Genomic DNA, 16,001 nt, shown 5'->3' on the forward strand with positions numbered 1-16,001 from the left:
CGCCTCCCGCGCTCGCCCGCTGCGCCGAGCGAGAACGGCGGTCGACCGGGCGCCGCCCGGAGGGCCGGGACGACCCTCAGTCGGCGCGCCCGGCGCGGTCGGTGCGCTGCGTGGCCTGCCGGCCCGCGGTGCCCGCGGCCGTGGGGAGCGGGCGGGTCGCGCCGACGACGAGCAGGCCGACGACGACGGGCACCGCGATCACGAGGAGCGCGCCGCGGTAGCCGACGTGCTCGGCGAGGAAGCCGATGAGCGGCGGGCCCATGAAGAACGCGGAGTACCCGATGGTCGCGACGACGCTGACGCGCACCGCGGCGCGCGCCGGGTCGTCGGACGCGGCGCTCATCCCCACGGGGAACCCGAGCGCGGCGCCCATGCCCCACGCCACGACGCCGACGAGCGCGACCCAGAGGTTCGGGGACAGCGTGAACACGAGCAGGCCCAGCAGCGCGAGCCCCGCACCGAGGCGCAGGACGGCGACGCGGCCGTAGCGGTCGAGCAGCCCGGTCCCGAGCAGGCGCATCCCGGTCATGGCGGTGAGGAAGACGGCGAGGCCGACGGCGCCCATCGCGTCGGACGTGCCGAAGCCGTCGACGACGGCGAGGCTCACCCAGTCGTTCGCCGCGCCCTCGGTGAGCGCGGCGGCGAGCACGACGAGGCCGATGAGGAGCGTGCGCGGCTCGGTCCACGCGCTGAGGGCCCCGCGCGGGTCCTTGCCGCTGCCGTGCGACGACCCGCTCCCGGCCGCGGCGGCGGGGTCGGCGCCGGTCGCGTCCTCGACGGAGTCGGCGACCGCGTGGTCCACCTGGCCCGCCGGGAGGAAGAACCGCACGCACCACAGGACGCCGACGAGGCTCAGCACGACGGCGGCGGTGAGGTGCACCTGGACCGGCACGTGGAACGCGGCCATGAGCGCGCCGACGCCGGCGCCGGCCATGGTGCCGAACGAGAACCCGGCGTGGAAACGCGGCATGATCGCCTTGCCGAGCCGCTGCTCGACGGCGGCGCCCTCGAGGTTCATCGCCGCGTCCCACACGCCCGTGCCGATCCCCGCGAGGAACAGCCCGACGCGCACGACGACGTCCTCCCCCGTCGCGACGCCCGTGACCGCGGTGACGAGCCCGACGACGTTGGCGACGGCGAAGACCGTGACGGCCTTCGAGGCGCCGAGGCGCTGGACGACCAGGCCGGACAGGGGCAGCGCGAGCAGCGACCCGACGGCCATGAAGAGCAGCAGGAGACCCATCTGCGCCTCGGTGAAGCCGAGCGAGTCCCGCACCGCGGGCAGGCGGGAGGCCCACGTCGCGAAGTTGAAGCCGTTGAGGAAGAAGACGGCGAAGACAGCCCACGTCGCGAGGGCGACGACACGGCGGTCAGGACGGGCGGTGGTCATGCGGAGGTCTCCTCGCGGCGGTGCGACGGGCGGTTGCGGGGGCGGCGGGACGCGGCGCGCGCGGCCCGGTGGACGGTGGGGGTCCCGGCGCGGACGCTCCGCCACGGTCGGCGGGGCCGCCGAGGACGGGGCGTGCCCTCGTCGGACGTGACGTGCGCGCCGCCGGCCGGGACGTCCACCGGACCATCCTGCACCGCGACGGGTCCGGCGTCGTCCGTGCCGCGCACCGGGCGCGCCGCGCGGGCGGCGGCGGCGCCCAGGGGCGCGACCTGGCGGGCCAGCAGGACGCTGAGGACCATCGCGGCGACGATGAGGACGAGCGCGTGGCGCGCGCCCATCGCCTCGGCGGCGAGGCCGAGGAGCGGCGGCGCGGCGAGCGACGCCATCGAGGAGAACGCCGAGACGACCGAGACCCGGCTCGCGGCCCGCAGCGGCTCGTCGGACGCCGCGGCGATCCCGACGGGCACCGCGAGGGCGGCTCCGAAGCCCCACAGGACGACCCCGACTCCCGCGAGCTGGAGCGTCGGCGCGAACCCGAAGAGCACGAGCCCGGCGATCGACGCGACGCCCGACGCGCGGAGCACGGTGACGCGGCCGAACCGGTCGATGAGACGCGTGCCCGCGAGACGCATGACGGTCATGGCGGCGACGAACGTGCCGAACACGACGGCGCCGACGGCCTCGGTCTGCGCGAACCCGTCCACGACGGCGAGCGACAGCCAGTCGTTGGCGGAGCCCTCGGAGAGCGCGGCCGAGAGGATGACGAGCCCGATGAGCAGGGTGCGGGGCTCGCGCCACGCCGACAGCGCGGCGCCGAGCCGGGCACCGCGCCGGGCGAGGCGCGCGCGCAGGCCCGCCGTCTCGACGTCGACGACGGCGTCGCCGAGCGCGTCGACCGGGTCCGGCGCCGCGGTGCCGGGCGCGGGGGTCCGCAGTGGGAGCGTGTCGTGGACCGTGGCGGGGATCGCGGCGAGCCGCCACACCGTGGCCACGACCCCGGTCGCGACGAACTGCACGACGACGGGCACCTCGGCGTGGGCGCAGGCCGCACCGACCAGCGAGCCCACGACGGCGCCGACGGAGAACGCGGCGTGGAACTGGGGAAGGATCGTGCGCCCGACGCGACGCTCGATGCCCGCGCTCTCCACGTTCATCGGCACGTTGCCGAGCGAGAACGCCATGCCGTTGACGAAGATGCCCGCGGCGAGGAGCGCGACCGACCCGGTCGCGGGGCCGAGCCCGAGCAGGAGGAACGCGACGCCGAACAGGCCCGCCGAGACGGCGAACGCGACCCGGCCGCCGAACCGCGTGACGAAGGGCCCGGCCGCGGTGACCGTGAGGAGCGCACCGACGGCGCCCGCGAGGAGCACGACGCCGAGGTCCGCGGGGCCGAGGCCGAGCGCGTCGCGCACGGACGGGAGGCGCGCGAGCCAGCTCGACATCATGACGCCGTTGAGCGCGAACACCCCGAGGAGCACCCAGCGGGCCCTGGCCAGGGCGCGGGCGTCGGACGCGGGGCCGGACGAGAACTGCGCAGCACCTCCTCGAATCGATTCGATCCGACGGACGAGAGTGCGCTTCGAATCGATTCGAGGCATGGTCACCAGTGTGCGGGTACGCTGGCCGCGCGTCAATCGAGAATCCCGCGCACGCGGGAGGCAGGGAGCGTGATGAGCGACACCCCCGGGAACCGGGAGCCCGCGGCGCCCGCCGCGCCGGCTCACCGGCCCACGCTCGCCAAGGTCGCCGAGCTCGCGGGGGTCTCCGTCTCGACGGCGTCGCTCGCGTTCTCCGGCGCCGGCCCGATCACCCCGGAGACCCGCGCGCGCGTCCTCGACGCGGCGAAGGAGCTCGGGTACACGGGACCGAACCCGCTGGGCCGCCAGCTCCGCTCGGGCCGGTCGGGAGTCGTGGGCGTCGTCGTCGGCGACCAGCTCCGCCGCGCGTTCCGCGACCCCGTCGCCGTCCAGGTGCTCGACGGCCTCGTCTCGACCCTGGGCGAGAACGGCCTCGGCGTGCTGCTCATCCCCGGCATCCCGTCCGACGACCCCGCGCGCGCCGTCGACCCGCTCGTCGAGAGCGCCGCCATGGACGTCGCGGTGCTCGTGTGGGGGGTCGGCACGGACGACGCGACGCTCGCCGCGCTCCAGCGGCGCGGCGTGCCCGTCGTCGTCGGCGAGGGCCGGCCCGTCGAGGGCGCCCCGCTCGTCCTCATCCACGACCGCGTCGGCACCGCGGACGCCGTGCGGCACCTGGTCGAGCTCGGGCACACGCGCATCGCCGAGGTCTCGCTCCCCCTCGACACCTCGGACCGCAGCGGACCGCTCGACGCCGCGCGGCTGGCCCAGGTGGACCGGACCCCGACGGCCAACCGCCTCGCGGGCGTGCGCGACGTCGTCGAGCCCGTCGCGAGCTGGGAGACCGAGGCCTCGCTCGTCGAGCACGGCCGTTCCGCGACGCTCGCCCTGCTCGGCCGCCCCGCAGCCGACGGCACGACCGAGCCGGCCGATCCCGCGACCCGGCCGACCGCCGTCATCGCCCACTCCGACCTCCTCGCGGCCGGCGCGCTGCTCGCCGCGCGCGAGCTCGGGCTGCGCGTGCCCGACGACGTCTCGGTCGCGGGCTTCGACGGGCTCGACCTCCCCTGGCTGGCACCCGACGTGCTGACGAGCGTGCACCAGCCGCTCGCCCGCAAGGGCGCGGAGCTGGGGCTGGCCGTCATCCGCCAGCTCGCGGGCGAGGCGCCCACCACGGTCGAGCTCGACGTCGAGCTGGTGGTGGGGACGACGACGGGCCCCGCCCCCACCACCTGACGCCCCGCGTCAGCCCAGGCGGCCCGGCTGCAACGGGTTCGCGCGGGCCGCGGCGAGCAGGTACCAGGACGTCGCCCCGACGTGCTGGACCTGGAAGTACCCGAACCCGAAGCCCGAGTCGAGGAGGCTCGACGCCGCGACCACGCCCGCACGCTCGGGCAGCGGAGCGCCCCCCATCGTCTGGCCGGCACCGACCGCCTCCTGCGCCCCCTGCACCTCGCGCAGCAGGCCCTCGGCGCGCACCCGGTCGTCGTCGCGCTCGCAGCCTCGGCGACCGCGCCGCCGGTCGTCGCGGTTCCCCCGCCCGCGCGCCCCACGGTCCGCGAGCGCCGACGCGAGCTGCGCCGTCCCCTCGAGCCACACGCCCTGCTGGTGCACAGGCAGCCCGTTGTACGACGCGGTCGACGTGAGGCTCGCGCTCGAGAACGTCACGCCCTCGACGACCGTGCCCGCCGGGAGCTGGGACACCCCCTCCCCTGCGACGTCGCGCGCGGCCAGCGCGTCGTCCGCCCAGTCCAGCGCGCGGGCGTAGCGCCGCTCGCGCAGCGCGAGCCACCCCCAGGTCTGCGGGTCCAGCGGGAGCGGGTCCCGGTTGATCTCCGTGCCGTCGTTCGTGCCGGTGTAGAGGTAGCCGCCGCCGGGCTCCCACATGCGGTCGACGAACGCGCGCGCGTGCTCGGCGGCACGGCTCCAGCGCCGGTCGCGCGTCACCGACCCGAGCTGGCGGAAGAACGCGACGCAGTCGACGTTGTGCTCGGTCGAGCCGTTGGGGACCGGGGTGTTCGTGCCGTCCACGCCGAACGAGAACCCGCCGAGAGGTGCCCGCGACCACGTGTTCGCGACGATCCACTCGCCGATCCGCCGGGCGGCGTCCAGGTAGCGCCGGTCACGTGTCGCCGCGTGCAGGTGCAGCAGCGCGATGCCCGGCCAGGCCATGTCCCCGACCGCCGTCCCGAGGAACCCGAACTGCCACCCGACGTTCGCCGTGCCGTCGGGGAGCACGAGCCCGTGCTCCTGCGGTGTGCCGTCGTAGAAGGTGTAGGGCCCGACGTTGTACGCCTGCCGGAGCCGGCCGTCGTCGTGGTCGGGGTCGTGCTCGAGCGCGAACACGAGCCCGTCGCCGAGCGCCCGGGCGCGGTCGAGGTAGCGGCGCCCCGCGGTGAGCGTCGCGAGGATCGCGAGGGCGTTGTCGTAGACGAACGCCGTCGAGAACAGCCCGAGCTGGTCGGCGTAGGACTGCGCGAGGCGGGGGCCGGGGTTCTCGGCCGGGTACGCGTCCGTCGCCGCCGTGAGGAAGTCGTGCGCGCGCCGGACCGACGCCGCCCGGTCGCGGGACGGGCCGCCGCGCCCGCCACGCTCGAGCGCACCCGCGGCGGGCAGCGGGCCGGTGCTCGTCGCCGCGGCCGGGGCGGCCGTCAGCCCTGCGAGCGCGAGCGCGCCGCCGAGGGCGAGGACGGTGCGTCGGTCGACGCCACGAGCGGGACCGGGGTCGTGCGCGGGGAGGTCGGGCCGTCCAGAGCGGCCGCCGTGCTGGGTCATGAGCGTCTCCTTCGACGTCGTGAGTGGCGCGACCCACCCTAGTGGGAGCGCTCTCACGACGGAAGGGGTGCCGCGCTGGCGGCGTGGAGGCTCAGCCCGTCGCCTGCCCGTCGTCTGCCACGACACGCGCCGAAGGTGCCGAGGCCCTCGGCCCGGTCCGCTCGGGGAGTCGCTGCCGACGACGAGGGCGCCGCACCCGGTCGGGTGCGGCGCCCTCGTGGCGTCAGGAGCACGTGGTCGCCCGGGGCGACCGCAGGTCAGAGGCGGACGACCGCCTGGGTCTTGCCGAGCACGCGCGCGCCCTCGAACGTGACCGTGAGGTCGACGCGGACGGTGCCCGCCTCGGCGTCGATGGCGCCGACGGTAGCGGTCACCTCGAGCGTCGCGACACCGGGGTTCGGCACGGGCACCGGACGTGTGAACCGGGTCTGGTAGTCGACGACCGCACCCGGGCCCCCGGCCCAGTCCTCCACCAGCGCGACGGCGGCACCCATGGTGAACATGCCGTGCGCGATGACGCCCGGCAGGCCTACCTCGGCCGCGAACGCGTCGTTCCAGTGGATGGGGTTGAAGTCGCCGCTCGCCCCGGCGTACCGCACGAGGCGGGCGCGGTCGACCTCGACCGTGCGCGTGCCGACCACGTCGCCGACCGTCAGGTCCGCGAGGACGGGACGGGTGTCGTCGGAGCTCATGTGCCCTCCCCGCGGACGGCGAGCGTCGAGGTGACGGTCGCGACCGGCTCGGTGCCGCCGTCGGCCAGGGTCGCGGCGATCTCGCAGCGCGTGGTGACCATCGCGAGGCCGGCTCGCTCGACGATCGAGTCCACGTGCAGCACGGTGACGAGCTCGTCGCCCGCGACGATCGGCCGGTGGTGCGTGAAGCGCTCGTCGGCGTGGACGACGCGCGAGAAGTCGATGCCCGCCTCCGGGTCCTCGATGAGCTGCCCCTCCGCCCGCTGGGCGACGACGACCGCGAAGGTCGGAGGTGCGACGAGGTCCGGATAGCCAGCACCCCGCGCCGCCACGAGGTCGTGGTGCACGGGGTGGGTGGCGCCGACGGCGCCCGCGAACTCGCGCAGCCTCTCGCGCCCCACCGAGTACGGCGCGTTCGCGGGGTACTCGCGGCCGACGTAGGCCAGGTTGACGCTCACTGCGGGGCGCGGGTGCGGAGCCGGAGGCTCAGCGGGTCTCGCGGTGCGCGGTGTGCTTGCCGCAGCGCGGGCAGAACTTCGCGAGCTCCAGGCGGTCCGGGTCGTTGCGACGGTTCTTCTTCGTGATGTAGTTGCGCTCCTTGCAGTCCACGCAGGCCAGCGTGATCTTGGGGCGAACGTCAGCGCTCTTGCTTGCCACGGTAGTGAGCCACCTCTCGCGCCTCCGGAGGGCGCATGTGCTGTGCAGGTCGCACGACGCCGGCCGCCGTGCGAGGTTGTCGAAAGTGGTAGCGGAGGCGGGGATCGAACCCGCGACCTCACGATTATGAGTCGTGCGCTCTAACCATCTGAGCTACCCCGCCGCGTGACTGAACGCGAGGTCGCCTTGCAGTATTCCAGCAAGACGACCCCGCGTCACCACAGAGCCCCGAAAGGGAATCGAACCCTTGACCTTCTCCTTACCATGGAGACGCTCTGCCGACTGAGCTATCGGGGCAGCGCGGAAAACTCTACACGGAACACGGCGCCGAGAGAAATCGGCATCGTTCCGCCGTTTCCGGGCCGTCGGACCGTGCCCGACGACGCCCTCACGGGCACTCCCCACGCACCGGACCGGCACGACGACGGGGCGCCACCCGTGGGTGACGCCCCGTCGCTCCGGTGGCAGGTGAGGGATTCGAACCCCCGAAGGCTGAGCCGTCTGATTTACAGTCAGATCCCTTTGGCCGCTCGGGCAACCTGCCGTGTGGAGTTGTCGCTCGCCAGGACGCTGCACCAGGTGCAGCCCCTGCCGTGCGGGCGAGCCAACGATACAGCCCGACCGGACCAGGTGCGAAATCCGCGTGTGGGCGCCCCTCCGTACAGTGGTGCGGTGACCCACCCCTCCCCCGCGCCGGACCACCTCCCCGGCACCGGGACGCCCGCACCCCCCGACGCCCCGTCCGTCCCCGCCGCACCGTCCGACGCCGCGGCACCCGCGCCGTCGAGCACGGGCCGCGGCGCACCCGCCCCGACGGACCGCTGGGGCCTGCTGCTCGGTGCCGGCGCGTTTTTCCTCTGGGGCGCGATGCCCCTGTACTTCCCGCTCCTGGAGCCGGCCGCACCGCTCGAGATCATCGCCCACCGCGTCGTGTGGAGCCTGCTCTTCTGCCTCGTGCTGCTCGCCGCGACGCGCCAGCTCGGCGGCTTCGTCGCCGCCCTCCGGTCGCCCCGCACGCTCGGGACGCTCGCCGTCGCCGCCGTCCTCATCGTGACGAACTGGACGGTCTACGTGTACGGCGTCCTCTCCGGGCACGTGCTCGACGCCGCGCTCGGCTACTTCATCAACCCGCTCGTCACCGTGCTCCTCGCCGTCGCCGTGCTGCGCGAGCGGCTGCGGCCCGCGCAGTGGGTCGCGGTCGGCGTCGGCGGGGCCGCCGTCGTCGTCATCAGCACCGGCGCCGGCGGACTGCCGTGGATCGCGCTCGTCCTCGCGGGCTCGTTCGGCCTCTACGGCCTGGTGAAGAACCACGTGGGGCGCACCGTCGAGGCGCTCCCGGGGCTCGCCGTCGAGACGGCGGTGCTCACACCCGTCGCGCTCGGGTACCTGGTGTGGCTGGGCGCCACGGGAGCCGGCACGTTCGGCACCGAGGGCGTGGGCCACGCGCTGCTGCTCGCCTCCGCGGGGATCGTCACGGCCCTGCCGCTGCTGCTGTTCAGCGCGGCCGCCCGGCGGCTGCCGCTCAGCGTCGTCGGGCTCCTGCAGTACCTGGGCCCGGCGCTGCAGTTCCTGTTCGGCCTGCTCGTGTTCCACGAGCCCATGTCGCCGACGCGCTGGGCGGGCTTCGGGCTCGTCTGGCTCGCGCTCGTCGTCCTCTCGGTCGACGGCCTGCGCACCGCCCGGGCGACGCGCCTCGCAGCCCGTCCCTGAGCCCGCTCGACTACGGTGGGACCCAGCACCCTTCCCGGCCCGAGAGAGGACCACCCATGGCCGACTCGTCGTTCGACATCGTCAGCAAGGTCGACCGCCAGGAGGTCGACAACGCGCTGAACCAGGCCGCCAAGGAGGTCTCGCAGCGCTACGACTTCCGCAACGTCGGCGCGTCCATCGCCTGGAGCGGCGAGACCATCGTCATGGTCGCCAACTCGGCCGAGCGCGTGCTCGCGATCCTCGACGTGTTCGAGACCAAGCTCATCAAGCGCGGCATCTCTCTCAAGTCCCTCGACACGGGCGACAAGGAGCCCAAGGCGTCGGGCAAGGAGTACCGCCTCGTCGCGACCCTCAAGGAGGGCCTGTCGAGCGAGAACGCGAAGAAGATCACCAAGATCATCCGCGACGAGGGCCCCAAGGCCGTGAAGACCCAGATCACGGGCGACGAGGTGCGTGTGACGAGCAAGTCGCGCGACGACCTCCAGACCGTCATCGCGCTGCTCAAGGGCGCCGACCTCGACGTCGCGCTGCAGTTCGTCAACTACCGGTAGCCCGCCGTGACCCTGCCCGACGGCGGCCCGCGCCCGGTCGCGCCGGGCCGTCCCGCCGCGTCGTCGAGCGGGCTCCCGCGCGTCGTCGCGACGGACCTCGACGGCACGCTCCTGCGCTCCGACGGCACCGTCTCGGCGCGCACCCGCTCCGCGCTGCTCGCGGCCGAGCGCGCGGGCGTCGAGGTGGTGTTCGTCACCGCCCGGCCGCCGCGCTGGCTCGGCGCGCTGGCCGACGTCGTGGGTGGGCACGGGCACGTCATCTGCCTCGGCGGGGCCGCCGTCTGGGACCTCGCGACCGCGAGCCCGCTCGACGTGTGCGGCTTCACGGACAGCGAGGCCTCGACGCTCGTCGCGGACCTGCGGGCCACCGTCCCGGGAGTCGCGCTCGCGTTCGAGCGCGTCGACGGCCCGACGTTCGACCCGGGCTTCCGCTCCACCCCGGACGACGACGCCGACGTCGTCGCCGCGGTCGAGACCACGCTCCGCCGCGGCACCGCGCCCGACGGCCCGGTGCGGCAGCCGGTCGGCAAGATCCTCGCGCGCGACCCCGCCGTCCCCGTCGAGGACGCCCCCGCGACGCAACCCGTCGTCGTCGCGGAGGGCCAGACGACGGCGCAGGAGTCGTTCTTCGCGCGCGTGCGCGACGCCGTCGGGGACCGCGCCCACCTCGCCTACTCCGGTGCGGCGGGGCTCGCGGAGCTGCTCGCCCCCACGGTCACCAAGGACGCCGCGCTCGCGCGCTGGTGCGCACGCCTCGGCGTCGACGCCGCCGACGTCTGGGCGTTCGGCGACATGCCCAACGACCTGCCGATGCTGCGCTGGGCGGGGCGCTCGTTCGCCGTCGCGAACGCGCACCCCGACGTGGTCGCGGCGGCGACCGACGGCGCGGCCTCGAACGACGACGACGGCGTCGCGCGCGTCCTACTCGACGAGCTTGCCCACCACGGAGTCGTCGTGGCGCACGAGTGACGCGATCTCGGCGGGCACGGGCGGGATCTCCTCGGCCGTGACGCCTTCCCGGGGCGACCACACGAGGTTCACCTGCAGCGCCGGGTCGGTGTCGGGAAAGTCGGAGCGGTTGTGGCACCCGCGCGTCTCGCGACGGGCGAGGGCCGAGTCGAGCGTCGCACGCGCGGCGAGCAAGGATCCTTTCAGGTCGAGCACGTGCGCGAGGTCGTCGTACCCGGCGATGTCGGGGTGCGCGACGACGGCCCGCGTCCGGTCCTCCACCTCGTCCAGTCGCCGCAGCCCTTCGGTGAGCCCGTCGGCGGACCGCACCACGCCCGCGTGCTCGGTCATGACGTCACGCACGGCGCGCTGCAGCCGCCGCGCGTTCTCCTGCGCCGCCGGCTCGGCGCCGACGGCGGTGCCGAGCCCGAGGGCGAGGTCGACCTCGTGGGCAGCGGCCGCGACCGCGTCGCGGTCGCGCCGGGGCGCGTCGGACCCGATCGCGAAGTCCGCGGCGGCCGCCCCCGTGAGCCGCCCGTACACGAGCAGCTCGACGAGCGAGTTCCCGCCGAGGCGGTTGGCACCGTGCAGGCCGCTCGCCGCCTCGCCGATCACGTAGAGGCCCTCGACCTCGGTCGCATGGTCGGCGGCCTCGACCCGGACCCCACCCATCGAGTAGTGCGCCGTCGGGGCGACCTCCATGGGCGTCGTCGTGATGTCGAGCATCTGCAGGTCGAGCATCATGCGGTAGACGCGCGGCAGCCGCTGGAGCACCTGCTCGCGGGGCAGGTGCGAGACGTCGAGGTGCACGCCGCCCTTCGGCGTCCCGCGCCCCTCCGCGATCTCCGTGAAGCTCGCGAGCGCGACGCGGTCGCGCGTCGAGAGCTCGAGCCGCTCGGGGTCGTAGCGCTCCATGAAGCGTTCGCCGAGCGCGTTGCGCAGGATCCCGCCCTCCCCGCGTGCGGCCTCGGAGACGAGGGTGCCGGCCGCGTCGTCGGGCTCGAGGATCCCCGAGGGGTGGAACTGGACGAGCTCCGCGTCGCGCAGGCGCGCTCCCGCGTCGACGGCGAGGCGCCAGGAGTCGCCCGTGTTCTCGTCGCGCCGCGACGACGTCCGGCGCCAGATGCGCGTGTGGCCGCCCGCCGCGAGGATCACCGCGTCGGCGTGGACGGTCACGCGCGTGCCGTCCGTCACGTCGAACCCGTAGGCGCCGAAGACGCGCCCGCCCGCCGTGAGCAGACGCGTCACGTAGACCGTGTCGAGCACCGGCACGTGCAGCTCGTTCGCGCGCCGCACGAGCGTGCGCTGGATCTCCAGGCCCGTGTAGTCGCCGGCGAACGCCGTGCGGCGGTAGGTGTGCGCCCCGAAGAAGCGCTGGCTGATGCGCCCGTCCGCCTCGCGCGCGAACGGCATCCCCCAGCGCACGAGGTCCTCGATCCCTCGCGCCGCGTTCCGCGTGACGACCTGCACGACCTCGGGGTCGGCGAGGAGGTAGGACTCCGTGAGGGTGTCGGCCGCGTGCTGCTGCCACGAGTCCTCGGGGTCCATCGTCCCCAGAGCGGCGTTGATGCCGCCCGCCGCCAGGCTCGTGTGCGCGTCGTGACGGCGGCGCTTGCCCACCGCGAGGACGTCGACACCCCGTTCCGCAAGCTCGATCGAGGCGCGCAGCCCCGCGCCCCCCGTCCCGACGACCAGGACGTTCGTGGCGAGACGCCGATGACTCGACTGCATGGGGAGACCTCCGTCGGAGCACCGCGGGTCCTCGCGACGCTCCGGCCGCGGAGACGGGCCCGAGGGGCTCAGGCCTGCCCTCCACGCTAGGTCGACGGCGGCGACCATAGTCCGGGTCGTGAGGTGGCTCACGCGGCCGGTACGTCACGCTCCCCGGTCACGCTCCTGGGTCACGCCGCTGGGTCACGCACGCCGGTCACGCTGCTCGGTCACACGTCGACCCGACGCCGCGGAGCACCGGCGCCCGACCCGGGGTCAGCGCTCTCACCCGGGGTCGGCGGGGGGCCTCAGTGGTACGTGATGCCGCCGTAGCCCGGGCCGTGGCCGGCCATCGCCTCGAGGCGCTTGATGCGCTCCGCCATCGGCGGGTGCGTCGCGAACATCTTGCCGACGCCCGCACCGCGGAAGGGGTTGGCGATCATCAGGTGCGAGACGTCGACGAGGTCGCGGTTCTGCGGCAGGGGCGCGCGCTGCGTCCCGGCGTCGAGCTTGCGCAGCGCCGACGCGAGCGCGAGGGGGTCGCCGGTGAGCTTCGCACCGTCCTCGTCCGCGTCGTACTCCCGCGTGCGTGAGATCGCGAGCTGCACGAGCATCGCCGCGATCGGCGCGAGGACCACCATGGCGATCGCCGCGAGCGGGTTGCCGCCGCGGTCCCGGTCGCCGCCGAAGATCAGCAGGAACTGCGCGAGCGACGTGATGACCCCGGCGAGCGCGCCCGCGACCGACGACGTGAGGATGTCGCGGTTGTACACGTGCATGAGCTCGTGGCCGAGGACGCCGCGCAGCTCACGCTCGTCGAGGAGGCGCAGGATGCCCTCCGTGCAGCACACGGCCGCGTTCTTCGGGTTGCGACCCGTCGCGAACGCGTTGGGCGCCTGGGTGGGCGACACGTACAGGCGCGGCATCGGCTGGCGCGCCTCCGTGGAGAGCTCGCGCACGATCCGGTACATGGCGGGCTGCTCGAGCTCGCTCACCGGGCGCGCGTGCATCGCACGGATCGCGATCTTGTCGGAGTTCCAGTAGCCGTAGAACGTCGTGACGAGGCCGATGCCGACGAACAGCCACAGCAGGTTCGCGCGCGCGCCGAACAGGGCCCACAGGCCCAGGACGATGGCCCACATGACGCCGAACAGGCCCGCCGTCTTGAGACCGTTGAAGTGCTGACGCCCCACGCTGTGCTCCCTTCCGCGCCTCGGGGGCCCCGCGCGGAGTGCCGGGCGCCCGACGGGCGCCGACCCTGCCGACGCCCACCTGGATGAACGCCCGAGGCGACCGTCCCGTTCCCGGGCGGGGCGACGGCGTCGGGCACCCGCGGCGAGGGAGGCCCGGCACCACCCCCGGGACGACGACGGCGCCCCACCCGGTGCGGGTGGGACGCCGTCGGCGTGCGGCAGGGGGACGGTCAGCCGGCCTGCGACTGGCCGCGCGCGACGCGGATCATGTCCTCGCGCGGGACGACCTTGATGCGCTCGCGCCCGTGCGGCTCGCCGAGCGAGCGCTCGTACGCGTCGAGGAGCTCCCAGCCGGACCACTCGATCGGGTCCACGCCGCGCTCGCGCAGGAAGTCCAGGACGGCCTCGGGCTCGCCGAGCGGAGCGACCCGGCCCGCCGTGAGGTCGGCCGCCGCGACGTCGCCGCCGTCTCCCGCACCCGTGACGTCCTCGACGAGGTGCCGGACGGTCTCGGACGCGTCGGACTTCGTGTGCCCGATGAGGCCCACGGGGCCGCGCTTGATCCAGCCCGTCGCATAGACGCCGGGGAGGTGCTCGCCGTCGATGTCGACGACGCGGCCCTCGCGGTTGGGGATGACGCCCTTGAGCTCGTCGAAGGGGATCTCCGGGAGCGGCGAGCCGAAGTAGCCGACCGCGCGGTACACGGCCTGCACGGGCCACTCGTGGAACTCGCCCGTGCCGGAGACCGTGCCGTCGCCGTTGAGACGCGTGCGCTCGGTCCGCAGCGCCTCGACCTTGCCGTCGCCGAGGACGGCCGACGGCGCGTGGAGGAAGTGCAGGTGCAGGCGACGCGACGCCGTGTTCTGGCTCGGGTCCTTGAGCGTCCAGTCGGTAAGGGTCTTGACGACCTGCTTCGTCTGGTTCGAGGAGCTGATGGCGGCCATCGAGCCCTCGTCGAACTCGAAGTCCTCCGGGTAGACGATCACGTCGACGTCCGGGACGTGGCCGAGCTCGCGCAGCTCGAGCGGCGAGAACTTGGCCTGCGCCGGACCGCGGCGGGCGAAGACGTGCACGTCGGTGACCGGCGAGGCCTTGAGCGCCTCGTAGACGTTCTGCGGGACCTCGGTCGGGAGCAGGTCGTCGGCGTGCTTCGCCAGGACGCGCGCGACGTCGAGCGCGACGTTCCCCGCGCCGAGGACGGCGACCTGCTGCGCCTCGAGCGGCCACGTGCGCGGGACGTCGGGGTGGCCGTCGTACCAGGACACGAAGTCGGCCGCGCCGTACGAGCCCGGGAGGTCGATGCCCTCGATCGGGAGCGCCGCGTCGCGGATGGAGCCGGTCGAGAAGATCACCGCGTCGTAGTACTGGCGCAGGTCGTCCAGCTTGAGGTCGACGCCGTAGTCCACGTTCGCGAGCAGGCGGATGTCGCCGCGGCTCAGCACCTTGTGGAGCGCCACGATGATCTGCTTGATGCGCGGGTGGTCCGGCGCGACGCCGTAGCGCACGAGGCCGAACGGCGCGGGCAGGCGCTCGAACAGGTCGATGCTCACGTCGAGGTCGGTCTTGGACAGGATGTCCGCGGCGTAGATCCCGGCGGGACCAGCGCCGACGATCGCGACGCGCAGTGGACGGATGCTGCTCACAGGACAGGGCGCCTTCCGGTCGAGGACGGGGGTCTCTCCCGCGCGGCCGACGGGCCGTTCCGCGTCGACCGGTGGGTACCGGCCGCAGGAGACCTCTCGATTGTACGACTGGGGTGAGGGTTGCCTCACTCGGACCCTCTCCTCCGTGACCAGCCTGACACCGGTCTCGCCTGCTGGATACCCCGTCTTGCGGTCCGGGCGAATGTAACGCCGGGGGTCAGCGGTCGACGCGGAGGCTCCCCTGGACCGCGCGGATCTCCCCCGCGGCCCACGGGTGCTGCGTCAGCGTGCACGTCCCCGTCGTCTGCACGAGGTCGGCCACGGGGCCGCGCGGGACCACGACCGTGCGCACCGCCTGCACGAGGACCTTCCCCCCGCCGCCCTTGAACGACGCCTCCAGCCAGCGCCCCGGCAGGCCGTCGACGTCCACCTCGCCGCCGTCGAGCTCGCGCAGGCGCGGCATCGGCCGGAGCTTGCGGAGCACCTCGGCGTGCGCGTCGTCGAGCGTCTGCTCCGCCCGGATCCGCGACACCGTGACGATGACGTTCGGGTTGAACTCCCCCGGGTCGACCTCGCGGCCGAGCGCGAGCGGCAGCCCGACGTGCGGCAGCGGGACCCACCGCTCCGGCGCGACGACGCGCACCCCCACCGGGGCGGGGAAGTCGTCGCTCGGGTAGCGCAGCTCGGTCATGCGTCAGGTCCTCTCGTCGGGGTGAGCGCCGCGGGGCGCGTCAGCAGTCTCGCACCCGGGGCCGGTCGCGGACACGCCGAGGGCGCGGGACCCTCTCGGGGTCCCGCGCCCTCGGCGGAGCTCAGCCGGATCAGCTGTTCGAAGCCTGCTCCTGCTGCTGCGCGTTCTGCGTGGCCTTCTGGCCCGCGTCGGTCAGCGTCTGCGCGACGTTGTTGAGCTGCGTCTGCGCGGCCGGCCAGTCGCTGCCCTTGAACTGCTGGGCGTCGGGGCCCTCCCACGGCACGCTCTGGATCTGGGAGTTCAGGTTCTGCATCGTCGTCCGGATCTCGTCCGCCTTCTGCTGCAGCGTCTGACCGAGCCCACGGAGCTCCTCGACGTTCGCGCCCCACATGCCACCAGCCATGGTGTTCTCCTTCTGTGTCTCGACCCCCACCCTGCGTGGACGTCGTCCCGTTGTCGATGGC

The 16,001-nt window shown here is 74.3% G+C and carries 15 protein-coding genes and 3 tRNA genes; 4 read left to right on the forward strand and 14 right to left on the reverse strand.

The annotated features are described in order from the left end of the window. Positions 1-76 precede the first annotated feature (76 nt). Both ACZ4MO_RS05455 and ACZ4MO_RS05460 read right to left on the reverse strand, forming a co-directional pair. Positions 77-1,390, reverse strand: coding sequence for an MFS transporter (locus ACZ4MO_RS05455; RefSeq protein WP_175007824.1), 1,314 nt, complete (start codon positions 1,388-1,390; stop codon positions 77-79). Beyond that, positions 1,387-2,868, reverse strand: a complete 1,482-nt coding sequence (locus ACZ4MO_RS05460) for an MFS transporter (RefSeq protein ID WP_499278627.1) — start codon at positions 2,866-2,868, stop codon at positions 1,387-1,389. The genes ACZ4MO_RS05455 and ACZ4MO_RS05460 overlap by 4 nt, the downstream gene beginning before the upstream one ends. A gap of 192 nt (positions 2,869-3,060) precedes the next feature. Here ACZ4MO_RS05460 and ACZ4MO_RS05465 point away from each other — a divergent pair, with 192 nt between their 5' ends. Then, complete coding sequence (locus ACZ4MO_RS05465; RefSeq protein WP_168944725.1) at positions 3,061-4,203, forward strand: LacI family DNA-binding transcriptional regulator; 1,143 nt, start codon at positions 3,061-3,063, stop codon at positions 4,201-4,203. Between the two features lie 9 nt (positions 4,204-4,212). Here ACZ4MO_RS05465 and ACZ4MO_RS05470 read toward each other — a convergent pair whose 3' ends face one another. From ACZ4MO_RS05470 to ACZ4MO_RS05500, 7 genes are all read right to left on the reverse strand, one after another. Continuing rightward, complete coding sequence (locus ACZ4MO_RS05470; RefSeq protein ID WP_175007822.1) at positions 4,213-5,742, reverse strand: YyaL domain-containing protein; 1,530 nt, start codon at positions 5,740-5,742, stop codon at positions 4,213-4,215. A gap of 257 nt (positions 5,743-5,999) precedes the next feature. Further along, positions 6,000-6,434 (reverse strand): MaoC/PaaZ C-terminal domain-containing protein, encoded by a 435-nt coding sequence (locus tag ACZ4MO_RS05475; RefSeq protein ID WP_175007821.1) that lies wholly within the window; start codon positions 6,432-6,434, stop codon positions 6,000-6,002. Continuing rightward, a complete protein-coding gene (locus tag ACZ4MO_RS05480) occupies positions 6,431-6,892 on the reverse strand; it encodes an FAS1-like dehydratase domain-containing protein (RefSeq protein ID WP_175007820.1) in 462 nt (153 codons plus the stop codon). The genes ACZ4MO_RS05475 and ACZ4MO_RS05480 overlap by 4 nt, the downstream gene beginning before the upstream one ends. A 28-nt stretch (positions 6,893-6,920) precedes the next feature. Beyond that, entirely contained in the window at positions 6,921-7,091 is a 171-nt protein-coding gene (rpmG, locus tag ACZ4MO_RS05485; RefSeq protein ID WP_021482899.1) for a 50S ribosomal protein L33, read from the reverse strand. A gap of 86 nt (positions 7,092-7,177) precedes the next feature. Then, positions 7,178-7,254 (reverse strand) — tRNA-Met (locus ACZ4MO_RS05490). A gap of 61 nt (positions 7,255-7,315) precedes the next feature. Continuing rightward, positions 7,316-7,388, reverse strand: a tRNA-Thr gene (locus ACZ4MO_RS05495). A 165-nt stretch (positions 7,389-7,553) separates the two neighbouring features. Beyond that, positions 7,554-7,635: transfer RNA gene (locus ACZ4MO_RS05500), tRNA-Tyr, on the reverse strand. A gap of 128 nt (positions 7,636-7,763) precedes the next feature. Here ACZ4MO_RS05500 and rarD point away from each other — a divergent pair. Genes rarD through ACZ4MO_RS05515 form a run of 3 tightly spaced genes read left to right on the forward strand, consistent with a single transcriptional unit; the run spans position 7,764 to position 10,321 of the window. Then, positions 7,764-8,801 (forward strand): EamA family transporter RarD, encoded by a 1,038-nt coding sequence (rarD, locus tag ACZ4MO_RS05505; RefSeq protein ID WP_175007819.1) that lies wholly within the window; start codon positions 7,764-7,766, stop codon positions 8,799-8,801. 56 nt (positions 8,802-8,857) lie between these two features. Continuing rightward, entirely contained in the window at positions 8,858-9,352 is a 495-nt protein-coding gene (locus ACZ4MO_RS05510) for a YajQ family cyclic di-GMP-binding protein (protein WP_144680650.1), read from the forward strand. 6 nt (positions 9,353-9,358) lie between these two features. Continuing rightward, entirely contained in the window at positions 9,359-10,321 is a 963-nt protein-coding gene (locus ACZ4MO_RS05515) for an HAD hydrolase family protein (RefSeq protein ID WP_209827105.1), read from the forward strand. On the opposite strand, the gene ACZ4MO_RS05520 is transcribed toward ACZ4MO_RS05515, so the two are convergent. From ACZ4MO_RS05520 to ACZ4MO_RS05540, 5 genes are all read right to left on the reverse strand, one after another. Further along, positions 10,274-12,031, reverse strand: coding sequence for an FAD-binding protein (locus ACZ4MO_RS05520; protein WP_175007818.1), 1,758 nt, complete (start codon positions 12,029-12,031; stop codon positions 10,274-10,276). The two genes, ACZ4MO_RS05515 and ACZ4MO_RS05520, sit on opposite strands and share 48 nt — an antisense overlap. 287 nt (positions 12,032-12,318) lie before the next feature. Next, positions 12,319-13,203 (reverse strand): zinc metalloprotease HtpX, encoded by an 885-nt coding sequence (gene htpX, locus ACZ4MO_RS05525; RefSeq protein WP_074808849.1) that lies wholly within the window; start codon positions 13,201-13,203, stop codon positions 12,319-12,321. 230 nt (positions 13,204-13,433) lie between these two features. After that, on the reverse strand, positions 13,434-14,846 hold the full coding sequence (locus ACZ4MO_RS05530) for an FAD-dependent oxidoreductase (RefSeq protein WP_074808848.1): 1,413 nt from the start codon (positions 14,844-14,846) through the stop codon (positions 13,434-13,436). Between the two features lie 217 nt (positions 14,847-15,063). Then, positions 15,064-15,537, reverse strand: a complete 474-nt coding sequence (locus ACZ4MO_RS05535) for an LpqN/LpqT family lipoprotein (protein ID WP_175007817.1) — start codon at positions 15,535-15,537, stop codon at positions 15,064-15,066. Positions 15,538-15,667: 130 nt separating this feature from the next. Further along, positions 15,668-15,940 (reverse strand): WXG100 family type VII secretion target, encoded by a 273-nt coding sequence (locus ACZ4MO_RS05540; RefSeq protein WP_021482523.1) that lies wholly within the window; start codon positions 15,938-15,940, stop codon positions 15,668-15,670. Positions 15,941-16,001: the final 61 nt, after the last annotated feature.

This window comes from Sphaerisporangium cinnabarinum (assembly GCF_055567015.1).